Genomic DNA, 16,435 nt, shown 5'->3' with positions numbered 1-16,435 from the left:
ATAACGCATTTCCTTTTATAAAAAGTCGGTTCATATCCATCTCTTCTTAGTCGCTCCGCATAAGTTTAATGGATATTAACGACTTATACGGAGTAAATCATGTGTAACAACCGTGTCTGTACTCATGTTATCTCTCCTTTTTATTTCATGTTTAATGCATTCCTCACGTTTAAAAATAAAAAAGCCACAAGAAAGTTACCTTCTCGTGGCTCAAACAAATATAGCAAATCCAACCGTTAGGAGGGCTGGAATGCGTATTTTGATCGAGTGAAAAGAATACGTAACTTCCTTGCTTATAAAGAATAAAACAGCGTACTGGTTTATTCTTTGCGACATAAGCAAGAAATATTACATAATTCTTTTCAACTCCAATCGTTAAATTAGTTAATATTTTATCATGAATGTGTGTACTTTTCAATCTTGAAAGGGCCACCCGCGCGCCCGTGGAACTTCCGAATTCTGCATTGTCAAAGCGTATGACTTCACGTAATAATTAATAAGCTACTGACCGCGCATTTAGTACGATGAATCGTTTCGGCATCCGACAGTTACATTTACAAATCATTTACGAACCGACTGCGAAACTTTTCCTATTGCATCGCGTTTAACCTCGCTGGAGGTGAAAATCATGAAAAATAAACTCGTCAAAAACCTGACCTTCACTGCTGTCATCCTCTCATTAGCTATTCTTGGAACGGCGTGCGGTAACAGCAACAACAATGCCGGCGATAATGCGGCGGTGAACGCATCGACAAACGCAGCTGGTGACAACGCAGTCGACGACTCGGCTGCTGCGAATAACGGTTCGTCGACCAACGATACCGTTTCGGAAGAAGATGCGCCTACCGAGGTATCCGGCGTATTCAACGGCGTCAATGCGGACAAGACCGTTGAGATCGAAACCGGCGTCGGTCCTATTTCCTACCAGGTCAGCGCCGAGATTGCCGACAAGGTATCCACATGGGAAAAAGGCACGAATATCAAGTATCAGTACAAAGAAAACACGATCACGTCAATCGATAAAGAGTAAGACTGCGATTGAACATGCATTTATCCCTAAGGACGACTTGACCAAGGTCTTCCTTAGGGATTTTTTGTCCCGATGGCAAAATCAAACATGCCGACCTGTCCATCAAGCTTTCAGATGTAGAAGAAAATGCCGCGTGCCTTCATAGGCGTCACGCCATCCCATTTTAGCGTAAAATCGCAGTCCATCCAGGCCCTTGAAATAATAGGCGCCGAGCAGTCTCTCCTTAAAATCAGGAATGGAGATTCCGACTTTCGCTTGATAGTCTTGATATGCTTGAATGACGCCGCTCGACGGCAGATGTCGATCGAGAATCGCAAGATCCACGAGAGAATCGCCATAAAGGCAATTCCCATCGATGATGCCGGTGATCCGTGCGCCGTCGGACAAAATATTCCACTGGTGGAAATCCCCATGAATAAAATCCCTGTGAGGTTCGTTATACGGTGCATAGGCCAACATGCGGTTATAGATTTCTTCGAATACGTCTCTCTCCAAGCAAGACGTTCGATACAGATCGTGCCAGTTCTCCCAAAACGTCCCCGTCTGATCTTCAGCATTAAAGGCAACGACGAATTCCTGCCAAGAATCGTAAACGCCATGACCGTCAGCCCCGATCCATCCGTAACCGTTCGTTGCTCCGACGTCCACAGCGGCCAACTTGATCAAAATACCGATCAGTTCCGGTAAGTGACGGACCTGTTCCTCAGCCGGGTAATCGCCTAGATTGCGTCCGTTCATCCGCTCCAAGATCGTGTACGCCATTCGGCCGGTTTTCCCGAGCGCGAAACATTTTGGAAAAGGGATGCCCTGACCAGAGAGCAATGCAGCGACATAGCTTTCCGTCTGGTATGCCCCTTCCAGATCGCTAAATTTCACGACATAACCTTTGCCTTCGTGTACGAAGGCAAACACGCTGCTCAAGTTGCCGCCGGCCAATGGCGTAATCTCGGCTGCACCGGGTCCGAGATGTTTCAATAGTACGATTTCGATTTCTCGCATGTCCAACCCAGGTTTCTCGTAAGCTGTCATCGTCCCATCTCCCTTATATTCAACTAGTCTGAGTTCAGCAAAAACAAAAAACAGTGAGCGAACAGAGAAAAGCCGCGGATGAACATTGTTCATTCACGGCTTTTCGAACACAGTCATCATCATCGCTGCACATATTCCGCATTCACCATTTGTTACCATAATAAGTTGTTTTAAGGGAGTGGTCAAGGTTAGATATTGCGGATGTCAGTTGGTTCATTTCATGTAGCGATATTCCAGCAGATTCTTCAAATTGGAGATTTTCTGCAGCAGCTTCTCCCCGACGTTGGTTTCCCTCACCAGCTTCCGTTCCAATTCTTTGTCCACCAGCCTTTTTACGGACAATACGTCCGTTCCGTTACATAACACGTCTTCTTTTGAATTGAATTTCTGGTGGGCAACGAGCTGCATGCCAAAGGAATTAAACAACAAGGTATAGCCGGCGATGCCCGTCGTGGATTGATAAGCTTTGGAAAAACCGCCGTCGATGACGATCATTTTCCCGTTTGCTTTAACGGGGTTCTCGCCGCGAATTTCTTTTACCGGCGTATGGCCGTTAATGATATGTCCATGATCCGGATTCATGTCGAACTCCAGCAGGATTTTCCGGCAGATCTCCTCATTTTCGCGCAAATGGTAATAGGGGTTCTTTCTCTCCTTATAGGTTTCTTTGTCTTGGATAAAGTACCGTTCAAAGGTGGTCATTTCTCTCTTTCCAAAGAGCGAGGAACATTCACCTGTCCAGATGTACCATGCCATATCCGTAGCCAGATCATCCGTCTCTTCCGGATGCGCAAAGGCGTAACGTAAATAATATTCGAACACATCGAGCAGCTGGCGGCCCGAATACGTCTTGTCTTCAATTTGCATGACTTCCATGTTTCCTTCGTCATCCAAAGGAATACAGCCGTGAAATAATAAATTCCCGTTGTATTTTAAATAAAGGCTCCCCTTTTTCATGAGAAAATTCATATGTCTGGCCATCTTTTCGGAATGCTGAACGGAGAACAGCAGCTTCTCCATCACCTGCGCTTCTTCTTCCAGCAATTGTTCAGGCTGCTGCGGATTGACGGTTGCGAAGCAGGTGTTTTCCAGCGGGTACGTTTTTCCGCCGATTTTGATTTCCGTTTTGTCGTAATCGATCTGCTCCAGCATAAGCCTGCTGGACATATTAAAGAAGGGGCGTCTCTTGATAATCGGGATTTCAAGCTTAAACTGGATCATGGCAATGGCTTGATGAATTTTGGTTATCTGCAGGATTTCCTGCTCGGAACCGTTATGGTCGGTCTGCAGCTTCGGCCTAAAGGCCGGATTGTCCGCATAGTACTTCTCCGCCAAGTTCAGCAGCGGGCGAAGATTGATTCCGTACACGTCTTCGATGATATCCAGATTGTCGTATCTGGCGCAGATCCGGATAATATTCGCCAGGCAGACCAGGGAACCCGCATAGGCGCCGATCCACAGGACATCATGGTTCCCCCACTGAATGTCCACGGAATGGTAGTTGATCAGCGTGTCCATGATTTTATCGGGGTCCGGCCCGCGGTCATAGATATCTCCGACCACATGAAGATGGTCGACCACCAGGCGCTGAGTCGTATATGCAAGGCCGATAATGAGCTTGTCCGCCTGGCCCAAGGAGATAATTTGCCGGTAGATTTCCTCATAATAGGGGTCCTTATTGTTGGTCGAATCCGTCTTGTATAGAAGTTCTTCTACAATATATGCAAACTGTTCCGGCAGCGCTTTACGCAATTTCGCGCGCGTATATTTGGAAGAGGCAAATGAAATGAGCTTAAGCATGTGTTCGATCGTTTGTCTGTACCATTGGTTCAAGGCTTGTTTATTGCACAGGTCTGCTTGCACCAGCTGTATTTTTTCTTCCGGGTAATAAACTAACGCACCGAAATCATTGATTTCATGATCCGTCCAAACCTCGCGGAACAAAGCTTTGATTTTCTCTTTTACGGTACCCGAACCGTTTCTGAGTACATGCTGAAAAGCCTGGAACTCCCCGTGCAAATCGCTGACGAAATGCTCCGTGCCCTTGGGAAGATTGGAGATCGCCTCAAGGTTGATGATTTCCGTTACGACTTTTTCTTCCGTATCGTATTCCTGGGCCAATAAATCTAGAAACTGCGCATCCAAAACAGATGTCCCCTTTCAAGCAAATAGTACGCGTACTAACAGCTATTATAACTAAAACTTCCCATGCTATCCTGCTCGTCAGCGTTACTCGGCGCAGCAATGCAAAAGAGCGATGGAGCTGTTCCCATCGCTTTTGCACGCGTACCTTGTTAATTCACGGACTACTCCTCCTTCTCCTCCTCCTCTTCGTTCTCCTGCTTCTGGACGAGTTCATCTTGGTCGCTGCCCCAGATATAGTCGATGCCCGATTCATTCATCGCCTGCGCGTTTTTCTTCTCGTCTTGGTTAACATGTTGTATTGGATCCGTTGTTTCGTTATTGTTCATCAGAAATCATTCCTTTCTCCAAATGATGGAACCCCATTCTGTATCTTTTCCCATATCGGCAAACTTATCCGATTATAAAAACACTACTGACAACAATATGTCAATAGCGTCGGCCAAGCAGTGGCAGGCGTCTCGTACTACAGTGAAGCGAGTACGCGTTGGATGATCGCCTTTACGAACGGGTCGTCGATCGGTTCGCGTGAGAACCAGCGGCGGTAGAAGAGCGGTCCCATCAGGGCTGCGACGATGGTTGACACGTCGGCGTGTGCCGGCAGCTCGCCTCTGTCTGCCGCGCGCTGCAGGGCCTCTCGCAGCGGGGCGGTATGTCCGCGCTGAATCCGACTGTGGATGTCCGCGAACTCCGGATTGCGCTCGGCTGTGTCGATAATCGACGGCAGGACGAAGGACCAATTCGCCGTCGGCAGCAGATGCGCGATTTCCAACAGGATAGCCGTGACGTCACCTTCGAGCGAACCGGTGTCGGGCGTTTCCTGCTCGGCAATCATCCGCGAACAGGCATCGATGACCAGTGCTTCGCGCGTCGGCCAGTGGCGGTAGATGGTTGTCTTCGCGACCCCGGAACGACGCGCCACCTCGTCGACGGAGAAGCTGGCTACGCCGCCTTCGCTTAGCAGTTCAAACGCAGTGGTCAGGACGGCATGTCGTGAACGTTCGACGCGTTTATTTAGATTGGCCGACGGCACGCTTTCAGATTTATGAGACGTAGTCACCATCTTCCCTCCAACATAAACGTACTTAGACTTGGATTCGTTGTACGTAAATAAAAGTCCTTCACATTATACCATGAGCGCATGCTTGGCGCAGGGGATCCCGGTTTGCTTGTATTCGCCAGGTCAATATGATACGATACGATACGGTATCGTATCATTAAAATATTGAGAGGATGTTGTCTCGTGAATTTCGCTTCTGTACGCATTATTACTGACGACTTGGATCGACTCGTCGTGTTCTATGAGAAAGTTACGGGTGTTTTGGCAAAGCGCCCCGCCCCTGTCTTCGCCGAGTTCGATCTGCCAACGTGTACCCTGGCGATCGGTCACTCCCAGACGGTGCAGCTATTCGGCGCCGGTTCCGCGCGCGCGGCCGACAACCGCACCGTCATCATCGAGTTTCGCGTCCCCGACGTCGATGCCGAGTACACGCGCTTGAAGCCGCTTGTGGACGAATGGGTACAGGAACCGACCATGATGCCATGGGGAAACCGCTCTGCATTGTTTCGCGACCCCGACGGCAACCTCGTCAACCTCTTCGCTCCGGTTACCGAGGAAGCGCTCGAGCGGTTCGGCAGGCTTTAACGCTTGTTGTTTTTTATAAGTGCCCTCATCTCAGTAAATGTGAAAGCCGCTTTCCGGTTTCTATATCCGGTAGGCGGCTGTTTGAATTTGAAGTGCTGATCAAAAAACATTTTTGCTCGGATAAATTAGCGAATCCATGTAACCTCGACAATAAACGATGAATCCCATAGCTGAGTTTATTTTGTAGCTTTAATAACAGCGGATTGAAGATGATTTTCAATGTTCGCACCTGGAGCCCAATCTTTAATGAACGCCCGTGACTCGTCTTTCGGTTCGATAACGATATCATTAAACCCGCTAGCCTGCAGCATCGCTCGAACCTCATTGACTGTCGATGCGCCGGAAATGCAGCTCGCTAAGGAGTCTAGATTCCCCTTGACCTCAGCTGGAAACTCCGAGGTTGCAACAACATCCGAAATCGCGAGTCGTCCCCCCGTTTTTAATACCCGGAAAGCCTCATTGAATACCTGCTGTTTATCAGGAGACAAATTAATCACGCAATTCGAGATGATGACATCAATGGATGAATCCGAAATAGGCAAACGCTCGATTTCGCCGAGTCGAAAATCAACATTCGTATAGCCGTTCTTTACTGCATTACCACGGGCACGGCTGATCATTTCCGGCGTCATATCTACCCCGAAGACTTGACCGGTCTCCCCTACTTGTTTCGAAGCAAGGAAGCAATCGAATCCAGCCCCGCTTCCGAGATCAAGAACCGCTTCCCCGGGTTGAAGCGAAGCAATGGCTTGAGGGTTACCGCATCCGAGACCAAGGTTCGCACCTTGAGGAACCGTTGATAGCTCTTCGCTCGAATAACCGAGTTTGGCGGATACTACGTCAACATTGCCGCAACAGCTCGAATGTGCTGAAGTCGGCGAGCAGCAGCTCGAATCGTTGATATCCTGAACGGCTATCTCCCTGTAGCGATTGCGTACATGCTCACGTACTTGATCGTTTTGTACTTGGCTCACTTAGATCTCTCCTTAGATTAAATCAAATTATTTTGATTTATTAGGTAAATGAAACCCACGGCGTCGGCTTACCTGCAGCAGCGACTCTGACGATCCTCCGTCTTGCGGAATATACAGCACAGTTCCGGCGAGAGCAGCCGGTTTACTTCGGATTGGTTCAATTCGTAGTAGCTCCAGGTGCCTTTCGTCTCGCGTTTAATAAGCCCGGCATCAAGCAAAATCTTCAAATGATAAGACAACTTGGATTGCGGCATCTCCACGATTTCCGCCAGATCGCAAACGCATACGCTGCCTTTCTGGGTCAATTCATACATGATTTGCAGCCGCTTTTGATCGGATAAAGCTTTGAACTTCGCTTCGTATGATGCAAAATCGACCATTTCTCCGGATACATTGACCGGAAGTTCTTTTATCATCGAATCGCCTCCGTTCACAACGAGTAATGTTTGCCTTTGTAAGCACCAAAGCCATTCATCAAATTATCTTGATGTAGCAAGTGTAACATGGAAAAAAGGGAAACGCAAGTGTGAATCAAAATAAATTGATTTAGCACTTCTCAACTTCATCACCGGTTTTTTTGCGCAACAACGTTTGTTAACGGACGTTATTGAACTGTTATTTCGAATTCAAATATTAGTATGCAATTATATAATGATTTACTTATATAATCAGGCGTGTATAATAAACAACGAAAACCCAATGGACTGGAAAGGAGTGAGGATGAATATGCAATCCATCGAAGCAGTGTCGGAATCCCTCAAGCTTCTCTCCGATAAAACCAGATTGACGATCATGGCGCTGCTCCGACATAAAGAAATGTGCGTCTGCGATATCGTCGATTTTCTGGAAGCTTCGCAACCGAACGTCAGCCAGCATTTGAAAAAACTAAAAACGGGCGGTCTCATCAATGAGGAACGGAGAAGCCAATGGGTGTATTATTCCTTAAATGTGGAAGATAAGCCTTATTTGAAGCAGGTTATCGATCAGCTTCCTTCCTTGGAGGAACAAATCAATACGATGAAATCACAAGATTGTACCTGATTCAGGAGGAACTATGCTGGCTATTGCGCCGATTATTTTTATCATCACGTTAGTAGTTGTTATCTGGCAGCCGAAAGGCCTTAACATCGGTTGGTCCGCATGCGGTGGAGCCGTCATCGCACTAATCTTTGGCGTCGTCGACTTTCACGATGTATGGGACGTAACCCGAATTGTTTGGAACGCCACGCTTGCGTTCGTGGCGGTTATTCTAATCTCGCTTATACTCGACGAGATTGGTTTCTTCGAGTGGGCAGCGCTTCACATGGCTCGCTTTGCCAAGGGGAACGGCAATCTCATGTTCGTCTATGTCATCCTGCTTGGTGCCGCGGTTGCCGCATTCTTCGCAAATGACGGTGCCGCGCTCATCTTGACGCCGATCGTCCTGGCAATGGTAAGGGCCCTGAAGTTTGATGAACGTATGATACTTCCCTTTATCATGGCAAGTGGTTTCATCTCCGATACCGCTTCGCTTCCGCTGGTCGTCAGCAACCTCGTGAACATTGTGTCGTCGGACTTCTTCGGCGTAGGATTCGCGGAGTATGCCAGCAGAATGATCGTTCCGACGCTCTTCTCGGTCGCCGCCAGTTTGCTGGTGCTCTTCCTGTTCTATCGGAGAAGCATACCGAAGCAATACGACATGGCTCAGTTGAAGAAACCGGTCGATGCGATTAAGGACATGAGATTATTCAAGATCTCTTGGATCATCCTTGCCGTCCTGCTCATCGCGTATTTAACGAGCGAGTTTATTGAGGTGCCGGTATCTATCTTTGCAGGCGCAGCGGCACTCGTCTTCTTGTTCTTTGCCAGGAGGAGCCGGGAAATTCACACCTGGAAGCTTGTTAAAGGCGCGCCATGGGCCGTGGTTGTCTTCTCGATCGGTATGTATGTCGTCGTTTACGGTCTTCGTAACGTTGGCTTGACGGATGAGCTGGGCAACCTCTTCAAATGGACCGGTGAACAAGGATTGTTCGTCGCAACCATAGGTTCCGGTTTCATCGCGGCCATTCTCTCCTCCGTCATGAACAATATGCCGACCGTCATGATCGACGCGCTTGCCATTCACGGTACAAATCCGACGGGCATCATTCGCGAAGCATTCATCTATGCGAATGTGATCGGTTCCGATTTGGGTCCCAAGATCACGCCGATCGGATCGCTCGCAACCTTGCTCTGGCTGCATGTGCTATCCAGCAAAGGCGTGAAGATCTCTTGGGGCGCATACTTCAAGACCGGCATTATGCTAACGGTTCCGGTGTTGTTCATTACGCTATCCGGACTTTATCTTTGGTTAAAAGTCGTAGGCTAATTTCTCGTTAACTAACATTTCAACGCGAAGGGGTAATTCAAAATGAGCAACAAACCGCTTGTCTATTTTCTGTGCACGGGTAATTCCTGCCGCAGCCAAATCGCCGATGGCTTCCTGAATGCCCTCGGAAGCGACAAATACGAAGTAAAAAGCGCAGGGCTTGAAGCACACGGATTGAATCCTCGTGCTGTCCTGGTCATGAATGAAGCCGGTATTGATATCAGCGGCAATAGTTCCAATGTCATCGATACGGAGACGTTAAACCGCGCAACGTACGTCATTACGCTTTGTGGGCATGCCGACGAGCATTGCCCCGTAATCTTGAACAAGAATGTTGTCAAATGGCACTGGGGCTTCGAGGATCCTGCCAAAGCGACTGGGACGGAAGAAGAGATTATGGCTCAATTCCGGAACGTGCGCGACGCCATTAAAGCCCGTATCGGGCAATTCCTGAAAGACGGTGAATAAGCAGAACGGCTTCGTCAATTAGCCGAAGGATCCATCGCCCACTATCCATATGGACAAGAAGAAGCGCAACGGCATTATTCGCCAGTTGCGCTCTTGTGCATGCGAATGTCGTGATCCTGAACCCTTGCTTAAGCCAATCGTTTATGCTCGAATACGTGTGCCAGAATTTCTCCCGGGTTTTTGCCCGATATAAATTGATCGACGATTCCCTTCGTTGCAACCGCTTCTGACCATTCGTTCGATTCCGCCAGAACTTGAATCGCGTCGTCGAAGCTCTTGAAAAACGCGATTGACATCTCCCTTGCCGCTTTCAGTTCTTCTTCGCTCGCGCGGACGCCCGACGAATCCGGTTTCCGCTCCTGGGTTGCTTGGGATAGAGCTTTACGCAGGTCTTCGGCGCCAAGATCCGTGCAATAAGCAGGCGATCCGGGCTGCTGGCGCCAGGATTCGTCCAGACCGCCGGCATCTACGGGATCGAAGCCTGCCTCGGATACCAACTCGGATACGATTGCCTTAGCCGCAGCATCATCGCCGGACACGGGCAAAGCAAAGCGGCGAGTAAGTCCCGATTGAATTTCTTCGGTCAGGTTATACCAGTTCGTGGCATTGAACGTTTTGATGACCGGATGCTTGATTTGCTGCTCGACCCAGCGGCTCTCGGGCAACCCGTTCTCGATGGGCTCGATTGCGCCGTCGCGGTGCAAAGGATAATAATTGCCGGCATCGATCACAACCGCTCCCGGAGCGATTCGATCGAGGAATGTCGCGGGCAAATCGGGAATTGCTTTTGTAGGAATGGCGATAATAATGACATTGGCTCCTTGAGCGACGTCCAGGACCGTTGCAGCCGTTGCTCCTGTCTCCTTGGCTAATTCGTGCAAAGCCGGGGAGTTGCTCGAATTGGCGATCGTTACCGCATGTCCTTTTCGAGTGAAAATCCGGGCAAGGCTGCCTCCGACATTCCCCGTTCCGACAATGGCAATTTTCATATTGAACAACCTTCTTTCTTAGGTTTTGTATGCTGTTAGCCAATTATGACCGCGGTCATTGACTGAAGTCATCATACTACGGTCATATTTGTTTTGTCAAATCCCCGGACATGCGTTATAGTTTAAGCGTGGGGTGAACATGGGATGATAAAAAAAGAAACGAGTCGGCAACTGAAAGGAAAGGCCACAAAGAAAAAAATTTTCGCCGTAGCGAAAGAACTCATCCTCTCCAAGGGATATAGCAACGTTACGGTCGATGAAATTTGCGAGAAGTGCGAGATTTCCAAAGGGACGTTTTACATCTACTATAAGTCCAAAGAAGACATCGTCAAAAAGCTGTACCGAGACGACATGTCCGAATATATGGAAGAGAATTTCGGGAACTATTTGCAGGAGAATAAAGAGGCTTCTCCTGCAGACAAACTAAAAACGTTTATTATGGTTGCGCTTGAATTTCCCGTCATCGTTGGCGAAGAACTTACCAAACTCACTTACGTTGTCTACCTCTCCCTTAAATCAACCGAAGGCTCGTTTTTTTCGGACTGCATCAAACAGGAGTTGTTATTTGAAACGATCGACGAGGGGAGATCGCAGTCCGTATTCAGAAAAGATTTATCCACGGAAGAAATCGTTCATTATGTTTACTCTTTTTTGACAGGCGCCTGCATCACGTGGTGTCTATCCGATGCTGACTATGACCTCGGCAAAGAGAGCGAAAAATACGTGGATGCGCTAATCAAAGGTCTTCGATGAGGTTCATAGGCGCCGACTTATAAAAAAGGCTGGACCAAGGCGTCTTATGCGCCTTGGTCCAGCCTTTCTTCCAACCGATATTTATTCTTAGCAACTACGAGTACTGGCCGTTCGCTTTCATTATCGCACGATCTTTCTCTTTCAGGCGGGGGCAAGTATAACAATAGATAAATGCCGTATTCCGGCGATAAGGTAGGCAATACGCAAGGCAGCAAGCCGTCTTCAATGCCGTTTTCTTGTTCGGATTCTCAGCATCTTCAATATATCTGCGCTTTGTTGCAAATGGATTTTTCGGAAGTCCGAACGCACTGGCATCGATTTCGATCAGCCGTCTCTGGAAGTGATAAATGATGGCCTTCTTTCGTTCCTCGTCCGTAACTTCGCCCAGCTCCTCTTCCAATTGATCATAAGCGGCATCCACGATCTGCCCCCACAACGCGATTGGGTTCATACGAGCCAGGCGTGCCAGCAATCGGATCAATGGTGCTGCTTGTTCCCTGTAAAAGGAATCCAGCAGCGTCTTGATCCAAGCGCTGCGGTCTTCAGCCTGAATTTCTCTGCATCGATAATCGTTGATTCGAAATGAAAACCGAGGATACGATGGCCCGGCAACTAATTGAAGGGTCAAATTAGAGAGCGACACGTCCAAGACGACGTCCTTCCAGTGAAATAACATATGATGCAACGCGGCGCACACGCCCGCATACCAGCTGACGAAGAACGCCGCCGTTTCGGGCCGTTCTAATGCTTGGATCAGCGGACCGTATGCATGCAAGACATGCAGCAGCTTTTCTTCGTTTAATAAATCTGCCGCATGCATGATGAGCACGGGATTCTCCGCCTCGCTCGCTGTCAGAAAAAACCTTTCCTCGAGTTGTCCCAAATCCATCGTACCCATTGCATGCCCTCCCTTTATTGTCGTTTTTGTTCAATTGCATGAACGACGTCGTCAACGGCGTTGTTATCGGCAAGCGGGGACATGCCAAGGTTAAACCATTCCTCGCCTCCCATTAGATAAACCTGATCTTTTTTTACCGCCGTCATATGCTTCCATAAAGAGCTGTCCAGCATTTCTTTATATCGGTCCTGAATGACTTGGTTGGACTCGTCGCTCATTTGCAGAATGATATGATCCGGGTTGTATTCAGGAATTTTCTCCAATGAAATCGAAAGGCTGTTTTCGCCCTGCGGAAAATTTTTAATCGCGTTCAGACCAAGCTCGTTATGAATAAACTTGCCGCGATCGCTGTTTTCGCCGTAAATGAAGATTTCCTTTTCCATAATCTCCATATAAAGCACGGTCTCATCGCCGACTAACGTGTCGAGCTTCTTCTTGGCTTCCTCTTCCTTGGCTTGCAAATTCCGAATGGCCGTTTCGGCCTGCTCTTTATTACCGAGGACTTCACCGATATCCCGTAATTCGTCGCGCCAATTATCCCGCTGCGGCAGAAGAACGGTAGGCGCGATTTTGGAAAGCTGACCGTAATCCTTATCGGACCACCATGTGGGCGCAATAATCAAATCCGGCTTGGCAGCCAAAACGGCTTCAAAATCGGGTGTTCTGGCAATGCCCATTTTAATCGTATCATTAAAGGCTTCCTTCAAATAGGAAGGAAAATCCGCGTGATAGTTTTGAACGGCAATCGGCGTTACGCCAAGCGCGTACAAAAATTCCGGATAAACGACGGACAGGCCAATGATCCGTTTAGGGTCGGCGGGAATGCTGACGTCCCCTTTCAAAGTTTTGACCACGCGCGCTTGATTTGTTTCTTCCGCGGTCGTATTGCTTATGTTGCTGGCATTGCTGGCATTGCCGGCATTCTCGGCTGCCGTATCGGGCTTGTTCGACGATGTATTCGCCGCTCCGCAAGCCGTGCTTACCATAATGAGCAACATGATCACTAACCCTCTGACCCAACCTATGTTTCGCTTCATTTCTCCGGTGCTCCTCCTGAAAAAGCTAATTTGGATAGGATAATCGCTAATTAAAATTGATTATCATTATCATCTATTAGGAGTATAATTGAATTTTCAATTCCGGAATATTGATGATAACGACATAAACTTATGCACGATTCCGCCAAAGCTTGAGCGCTTCGTCCAGCATGAGCGCATGCGTAAACGCCGTGTATTCGATCCAAGGATAAGCGGGAATGAACGCTACCCGATTGCTCCTAACCGCCTCCAGCCTATTCCATGCTTCTGAATTCGATATGGTTTGCCACGTGGACCGGGAGAGAGAATCCTCGTCCACGACAAGCAAGATTCGGTCGGCCGCAAATGCCGCCAGCTGCGCCGGATCCACTGGCTGGTCCGGTTTCATGCGATCTACGCCATGCGCGGGTCTCAGATGCAGATCATCGTAGAATACCGTGGCTATACTACGTCCGCCCAACACGGTACAGCCCTCTCCCGTAATCCGCAGGATGAGGAAACGATCATCTTTCACCGCGTCCCGGACTTCTTCTCTTACGAAGCGGGCTTTACGATCATAATTATCCAGCCACACCTCGGCGGCGGCGGATAGATCAAGAAAGTTCGCGATGAATCGCAAATGCATGCGCCAATCATGCGCCAGCCAAGGCACGAAATACGCCGGTGCGATTTCCCTCATCTCGGCTTGTTCCTCGACCGAAGCATGGATGTCGATCCCGATGATGTAGTCGGGGGCCGCGAGAATAAGTTCCTCTTTCTTGACCCGTTCGACCGAGCCGAGCGGCAATACGGCATCCGTCTCGTATTTTCTTCTATAGTAGTCGGTCCATGGATGATCAGCCGGCGCGGCGCAAGGCGTGATTTGAAGGGCCATCAATTGCCCGATATTCGCGTGATGATAAGCGACGATCTTCCTTCTGCTGTTCTTCATGAATGCCGCGGGCGGTATACCCGAGACCTGTTTGAATTTACGCCGGAAATAAATATCGTCCGGATAGCCGACATGCCGCGCAATATCCCGGAGCCGATCTTGCCCGCCTGTCCGAATGAGCTGCTGCGCCTGTTTGATTCGGAACAGAGTCAAATAATCGATCGCGCCGGTGCCATACCGCTTCTTGAACAATCGCATAAAATGACGCGGGCTGATGCCTACCAATTTGGCCAACCGTTCGATCGTCAGTTCCTGCCGATAGTGCTGCTCGATATAGCCTTTTGCATAGTCCAAAGCTGCATCCAAGCCGGTTTCTTGCAGGAGCAGCGCCTCTTCCAGAATGGTTTCGATCAGTTCTTGGAACAGAATTTGGCTCCGGAAGCGTTTTAAAGGTTCTCCGCTCTTCATGCATTGGTCCATTGTCCGGCACGCGATATGAACCGACACCGGCGACGATACGCTGACCTCCCCTTGCACCGGAAACGAACTGTTCCGTCTAACCCTCTGAATCGCGTGCGCGGACGCGGGGTCATCGCTGTAAACATCGAAACCCAACTCGTAAAACCCGCGTTCGTCGAGCGAATGAACGGCGGCTTCGATGAGTTGGCCCGGCTTTAGTACATACACGCAGCCTTGCCGAAGTTCCGCGAAATGTCCATCGATATGAATACGGCCTTGACCGCTGGCCATGACGAGCATCATATGTTTCTCGATAAATTGAAGCTTAAGCTCCCACTCCTTCATGTGATTATGGATATGCGCGATATCGCGAAGCTTAAATACCAGGCCTTCCAGCGAGGCGTATGATTTGTGCTCGTTATTCTTGTTTCTGTCATCCAAAGCAAGTCCACCGCCCTTGTACGATCTAAGAGCATTTTAGCTTACGAGCATGCGGACCGCAATTTCTATCCGCGCAAACAAAACCGGCACATGCCTGTCAGGGGCTTGTGCCGGCTATCCCGGCTTGGGCGTGCTCCCATACGGACCTTGGCCATGGGAATTGCTCCGGGTTTCCATGTGCTGATGGGACTACGGCATCGAAATCGTCACTAGGATTCGGAGGATGCATGCGGAACGATTCGGAATACGGACCGCCCATTCGCGTTGCTCTGCTTGGAGGTCGTTCGGAGCTTCCGGACCTTCGTGATATCGGTCTTCCCGCTGCGATCCTTCCGAAAGGACAGCGTCAAAATCATCCCGCTCAGCGTGTGTACGTTTCCGTACAACCGGTCCGAGACGAAGTTGCCAAGCGAATAAGCGGCGACTCGCGTGCGAACCTTGCCATCGACGTCTTTGATCTTGCTCGTCGTAACGGGTTGGAGAACATGGGGATGTGCGCCGATCACGGCATTAGCGCCATGCTCGAGCAGCAGCCGGACAAGGCGTCGCTGCCGGTCATTCGGAGTGCGCTTGTATTCCGTTCCGAAGTGCATGCAGACGAGAACGGCATCCGTCTTTTTCTTCAGCCGCCTTAAATCCGCCAGAATGCGGTCGTTTCGGATTCGATTCACGAGCCATGGATCCGGTACCGAAAACTTATTCGTTCCGTATGTGTAGGCGAGAATGCCGAGCTTGATTCCCTTTGCGCGAACAATGAGAAGACGCCTCGATTCCTTAGGCGAACGGGCAGTGCCCGTGTGACGCAGACCATGCTGGTCGAGCACGCGCAGCGTTCGCTTCAAGCCGGCCGGGCCTCCGTCCATGCAGTGATTGTTCGCCGTCGTCAGGACATCGAAGCCGATCTGCTTCAAGGCACGGGCAAGCGCATCCGGGCAATTGAACATGGGGTTGCCAAAGCGGCTTACCCGTTCGTATTTGTAAGGTTTCCCGGCGCCTTGCGCGAACCAGCGTTTTCCGGAAAAGGTCGTCTCCAGGTTGCCAATCGTCACGTCAGGCTTTCTGAGACGGGAGTTGACCTTCGCGAATATCGGCCGAAACGCGTAGCTTTCCTTCTGATTGATTCGGTTTGTACCCCTTGCCGACTCGATGATGACCCCTCGCATCAGCAGGTCGCCGACTGCCGCTACCGTAATGGTTGCCATGAGCGCTTCCCCTTTCCGAGCTGTTCTAATACTCTATTCGCAGGCAAGAAAATCGTTCGATCCCGTAGATAATCTCCGCTTACACTGTCGGCCTTCCGCCGGTCTCCCCGGCGATAAGTACTTTTACCGCGGCTGGTCCCATGCGCTGGA

General features: G+C 49.5%; 17 protein-coding genes. 6 read left to right on the top strand and 11 right to left on the bottom strand.

All coding sequences use genetic code 11. The features are described 5' to 3' along the window. Window positions 1–628 precede the first annotated feature (628 nt). Window positions 629–1,030, top strand: a complete 402-nt coding sequence (locus AC50YL_RS20660) for a hypothetical protein (RefSeq protein ID WP_494834364.1) — start codon at window positions 629–631, stop codon at window positions 1,028–1,030. A 102-nt stretch (window positions 1,031–1,132) separates the two neighbouring features. Here AC50YL_RS20660 and AC50YL_RS20655 read toward each other — a convergent pair whose 3' ends face one another. The 4 genes from AC50YL_RS20655 to AC50YL_RS20640 all read right to left on the bottom strand — a co-directional run bounded on the left by AC50YL_RS20655 (window position 1,133) and on the right by AC50YL_RS20640 (window position 5,264). Beyond that, on the bottom strand, window positions 1,133–2,059 hold the full coding sequence (locus AC50YL_RS20655; protein WP_494834363.1) for an aminoglycoside phosphotransferase family protein: 927 nt from the start codon (window positions 2,057–2,059) through the stop codon (window positions 1,133–1,135). Between the two features lie 213 nt (window positions 2,060–2,272). After that, the gene (locus AC50YL_RS20650; protein ID WP_494834361.1) at window positions 2,273–4,204 is read right to left on the bottom strand and encodes a fructose-1,6-bisphosphatase; all 1,932 of its coding nucleotides are present in this window, start codon (window positions 4,202–4,204) and stop codon (window positions 2,273–2,275) included. 161 nt (window positions 4,205–4,365) lie between these two features. Then, on the bottom strand, window positions 4,366–4,530 hold the full coding sequence (locus AC50YL_RS20645) for a hypothetical protein (protein WP_494834360.1): 165 nt from the start codon (window positions 4,528–4,530) through the stop codon (window positions 4,366–4,368). A gap of 137 nt (window positions 4,531–4,667) precedes the next feature. Beyond that, the gene (locus AC50YL_RS20640; RefSeq protein WP_494834358.1) at window positions 4,668–5,264 is read right to left on the bottom strand and encodes a TetR/AcrR family transcriptional regulator; all 597 of its coding nucleotides are present in this window, start codon (window positions 5,262–5,264) and stop codon (window positions 4,668–4,670) included. A gap of 180 nt (window positions 5,265–5,444) precedes the next feature. Here AC50YL_RS20640 and AC50YL_RS20635 point away from each other — a divergent pair, with 180 nt between their 5' ends. Continuing rightward, window positions 5,445–5,846: a VOC family protein gene (locus tag AC50YL_RS20635; protein WP_494834357.1), complete on the top strand. Its 402-nt coding sequence runs from the start codon at window positions 5,445–5,447 to the stop codon at window positions 5,844–5,846. A gap of 176 nt (window positions 5,847–6,022) precedes the next feature. On the opposite strand, the gene AC50YL_RS20630 is transcribed toward AC50YL_RS20635, so the two are convergent. Beyond that, a complete protein-coding gene (locus AC50YL_RS20630; RefSeq protein ID WP_494834355.1) occupies window positions 6,023–6,820 on the bottom strand; it encodes an arsenite methyltransferase in 798 nt (265 codons plus the stop codon). 68 nt (window positions 6,821–6,888) lie between these two features. Beyond that, complete coding sequence (locus AC50YL_RS20625) at window positions 6,889–7,236, bottom strand: ArsR/SmtB family transcription factor (RefSeq protein ID WP_494834354.1); 348 nt, start codon at window positions 7,234–7,236, stop codon at window positions 6,889–6,891. Window positions 7,237–7,546: 310 nt separating this feature from the next. On the opposite strand from AC50YL_RS20625, the gene AC50YL_RS20620 reads away from it, so the two are divergent. Genes AC50YL_RS20620 through arsC form a run of 3 tightly spaced genes read left to right on the top strand, consistent with a single transcriptional unit; the run spans window position 7,547 to window position 9,635 of the window. Continuing rightward, window positions 7,547–7,861, top strand: coding sequence for an ArsR/SmtB family transcription factor (locus AC50YL_RS20620; protein ID WP_494834352.1), 315 nt, complete (start codon window positions 7,547–7,549; stop codon window positions 7,859–7,861). A gap of 13 nt (window positions 7,862–7,874) precedes the next feature. Further along, a complete protein-coding gene (locus tag AC50YL_RS20615; RefSeq protein ID WP_494834351.1) occupies window positions 7,875–9,167 on the top strand; it encodes an arsenic transporter in 1,293 nt (430 codons plus the stop codon). Between the two features lie 42 nt (window positions 9,168–9,209). Next, window positions 9,210–9,635 carry an arsenate reductase (thioredoxin) gene (gene arsC, locus AC50YL_RS20610; protein WP_494834350.1) on the top strand — a complete coding sequence of 142 codons (426 nt, stop codon included), beginning with the start codon at window positions 9,210–9,212 and terminating at the stop codon, window positions 9,633–9,635. Between the two features lie 128 nt (window positions 9,636–9,763). Here arsC and AC50YL_RS20605 read toward each other — a convergent pair whose 3' ends face one another. Then, a complete protein-coding gene (locus AC50YL_RS20605) occupies window positions 9,764–10,624 on the bottom strand; it encodes an NADPH-dependent F420 reductase (protein WP_494834348.1) in 861 nt (286 codons plus the stop codon). A 144-nt stretch (window positions 10,625–10,768) separates the two neighbouring features. Here AC50YL_RS20605 and AC50YL_RS20600 point away from each other — a divergent pair, with 144 nt between their 5' ends. Beyond that, window positions 10,769–11,377, top strand: coding sequence for a TetR/AcrR family transcriptional regulator (locus AC50YL_RS20600; protein ID WP_494834347.1), 609 nt, complete (start codon window positions 10,769–10,771; stop codon window positions 11,375–11,377). A gap of 94 nt (window positions 11,378–11,471) precedes the next feature. Here the strand turns inward: AC50YL_RS20600 and AC50YL_RS20595 are convergent, their stop codons facing one another. From AC50YL_RS20595 to AC50YL_RS20580, 4 genes are all read right to left on the bottom strand, one after another. After that, window positions 11,472–12,275, bottom strand: coding sequence for a hypothetical protein (locus tag AC50YL_RS20595; RefSeq protein WP_494834346.1), 804 nt, complete (start codon window positions 12,273–12,275; stop codon window positions 11,472–11,474). A gap of 14 nt (window positions 12,276–12,289) precedes the next feature. Then, window positions 12,290–13,312, bottom strand: a complete 1,023-nt coding sequence (locus tag AC50YL_RS20590) for an ABC transporter substrate-binding protein (RefSeq protein WP_494834344.1) — start codon at window positions 13,310–13,312, stop codon at window positions 12,290–12,292. A gap of 130 nt (window positions 13,313–13,442) precedes the next feature. Continuing rightward, a complete protein-coding gene (locus AC50YL_RS20585; RefSeq protein WP_494834343.1) occupies window positions 13,443–15,083 on the bottom strand; it encodes a helix-turn-helix domain-containing protein in 1,641 nt (546 codons plus the stop codon). A 209-nt stretch (window positions 15,084–15,292) separates the two neighbouring features. Beyond that, complete coding sequence (locus AC50YL_RS20580) at window positions 15,293–16,285, bottom strand: CapA family protein (protein ID WP_494834342.1); 993 nt, start codon at window positions 16,283–16,285, stop codon at window positions 15,293–15,295. Between the last annotated feature and the right edge of the window lie 150 nt (window positions 16,286–16,435).

The sequence above is a fragment of the Paenibacillus sp. J22P277 genome (assembly GCF_059383675.1).
This window is presented reverse-complemented; position numbering and strand designations above follow the sequence as displayed.

Excerpts from the sequence above, each read along its gene's own strand:
- AC50YL_RS20660 (WP_494834364.1), top strand. The coding sequence starts at position 629 with ATGAAAAATAAACTCGTCAAAAACCTGACCTTCACTGCTGTCATCCTC.
- AC50YL_RS20655 (WP_494834363.1), bottom strand. The coding sequence starts at position 2,059 with ATGACAGCTTACGAGAAACCTGGGTTGGACATGCGAGAAATCGAAATC.
- AC50YL_RS20645 (WP_494834360.1), bottom strand. The coding sequence starts at position 4,530 with ATGAACAATAACGAAACAACGGATCCAATACAACATGTTAACCAAGAC.
- AC50YL_RS20640 (WP_494834358.1), bottom strand. The coding sequence starts at position 5,264 with ATGGTGACTACGTCTCATAAATCTGAAAGCGTGCCGTCGGCCAATCTA.
- AC50YL_RS20625 (WP_494834354.1), bottom strand. The coding sequence starts at position 7,236 with ATGATAAAAGAACTTCCGGTCAATGTATCCGGAGAAATGGTCGATTTT.
- AC50YL_RS20620 (WP_494834352.1), top strand. The coding sequence starts at position 7,547 with ATGCAATCCATCGAAGCAGTGTCGGAATCCCTCAAGCTTCTCTCCGAT.
- AC50YL_RS20615 (WP_494834351.1), top strand. The coding sequence starts at position 7,875 with ATGCTGGCTATTGCGCCGATTATTTTTATCATCACGTTAGTAGTTGTT.
- arsC (WP_494834350.1), top strand. The coding sequence starts at position 9,210 with ATGAGCAACAAACCGCTTGTCTATTTTCTGTGCACGGGTAATTCCTGC.
- AC50YL_RS20605 (WP_494834348.1), bottom strand. The coding sequence starts at position 10,624 with ATGAAAATTGCCATTGTCGGAACGGGGAATGTCGGAGGCAGCCTTGCC.
- AC50YL_RS20600 (WP_494834347.1), top strand. The coding sequence starts at position 10,769 with ATGATAAAAAAAGAAACGAGTCGGCAACTGAAAGGAAAGGCCACAAAG.
- AC50YL_RS20595 (WP_494834346.1), bottom strand. The coding sequence starts at position 12,275 with ATGGGTACGATGGATTTGGGACAACTCGAGGAAAGGTTTTTTCTGACA.
- AC50YL_RS20590 (WP_494834344.1), bottom strand. The coding sequence starts at position 13,312 with ATGAAGCGAAACATAGGTTGGGTCAGAGGGTTAGTGATCATGTTGCTC.
- AC50YL_RS20580 (WP_494834342.1), bottom strand. The coding sequence starts at position 16,285 with ATGGCAACCATTACGGTAGCGGCAGTCGGCGACCTGCTGATGCGAGGG.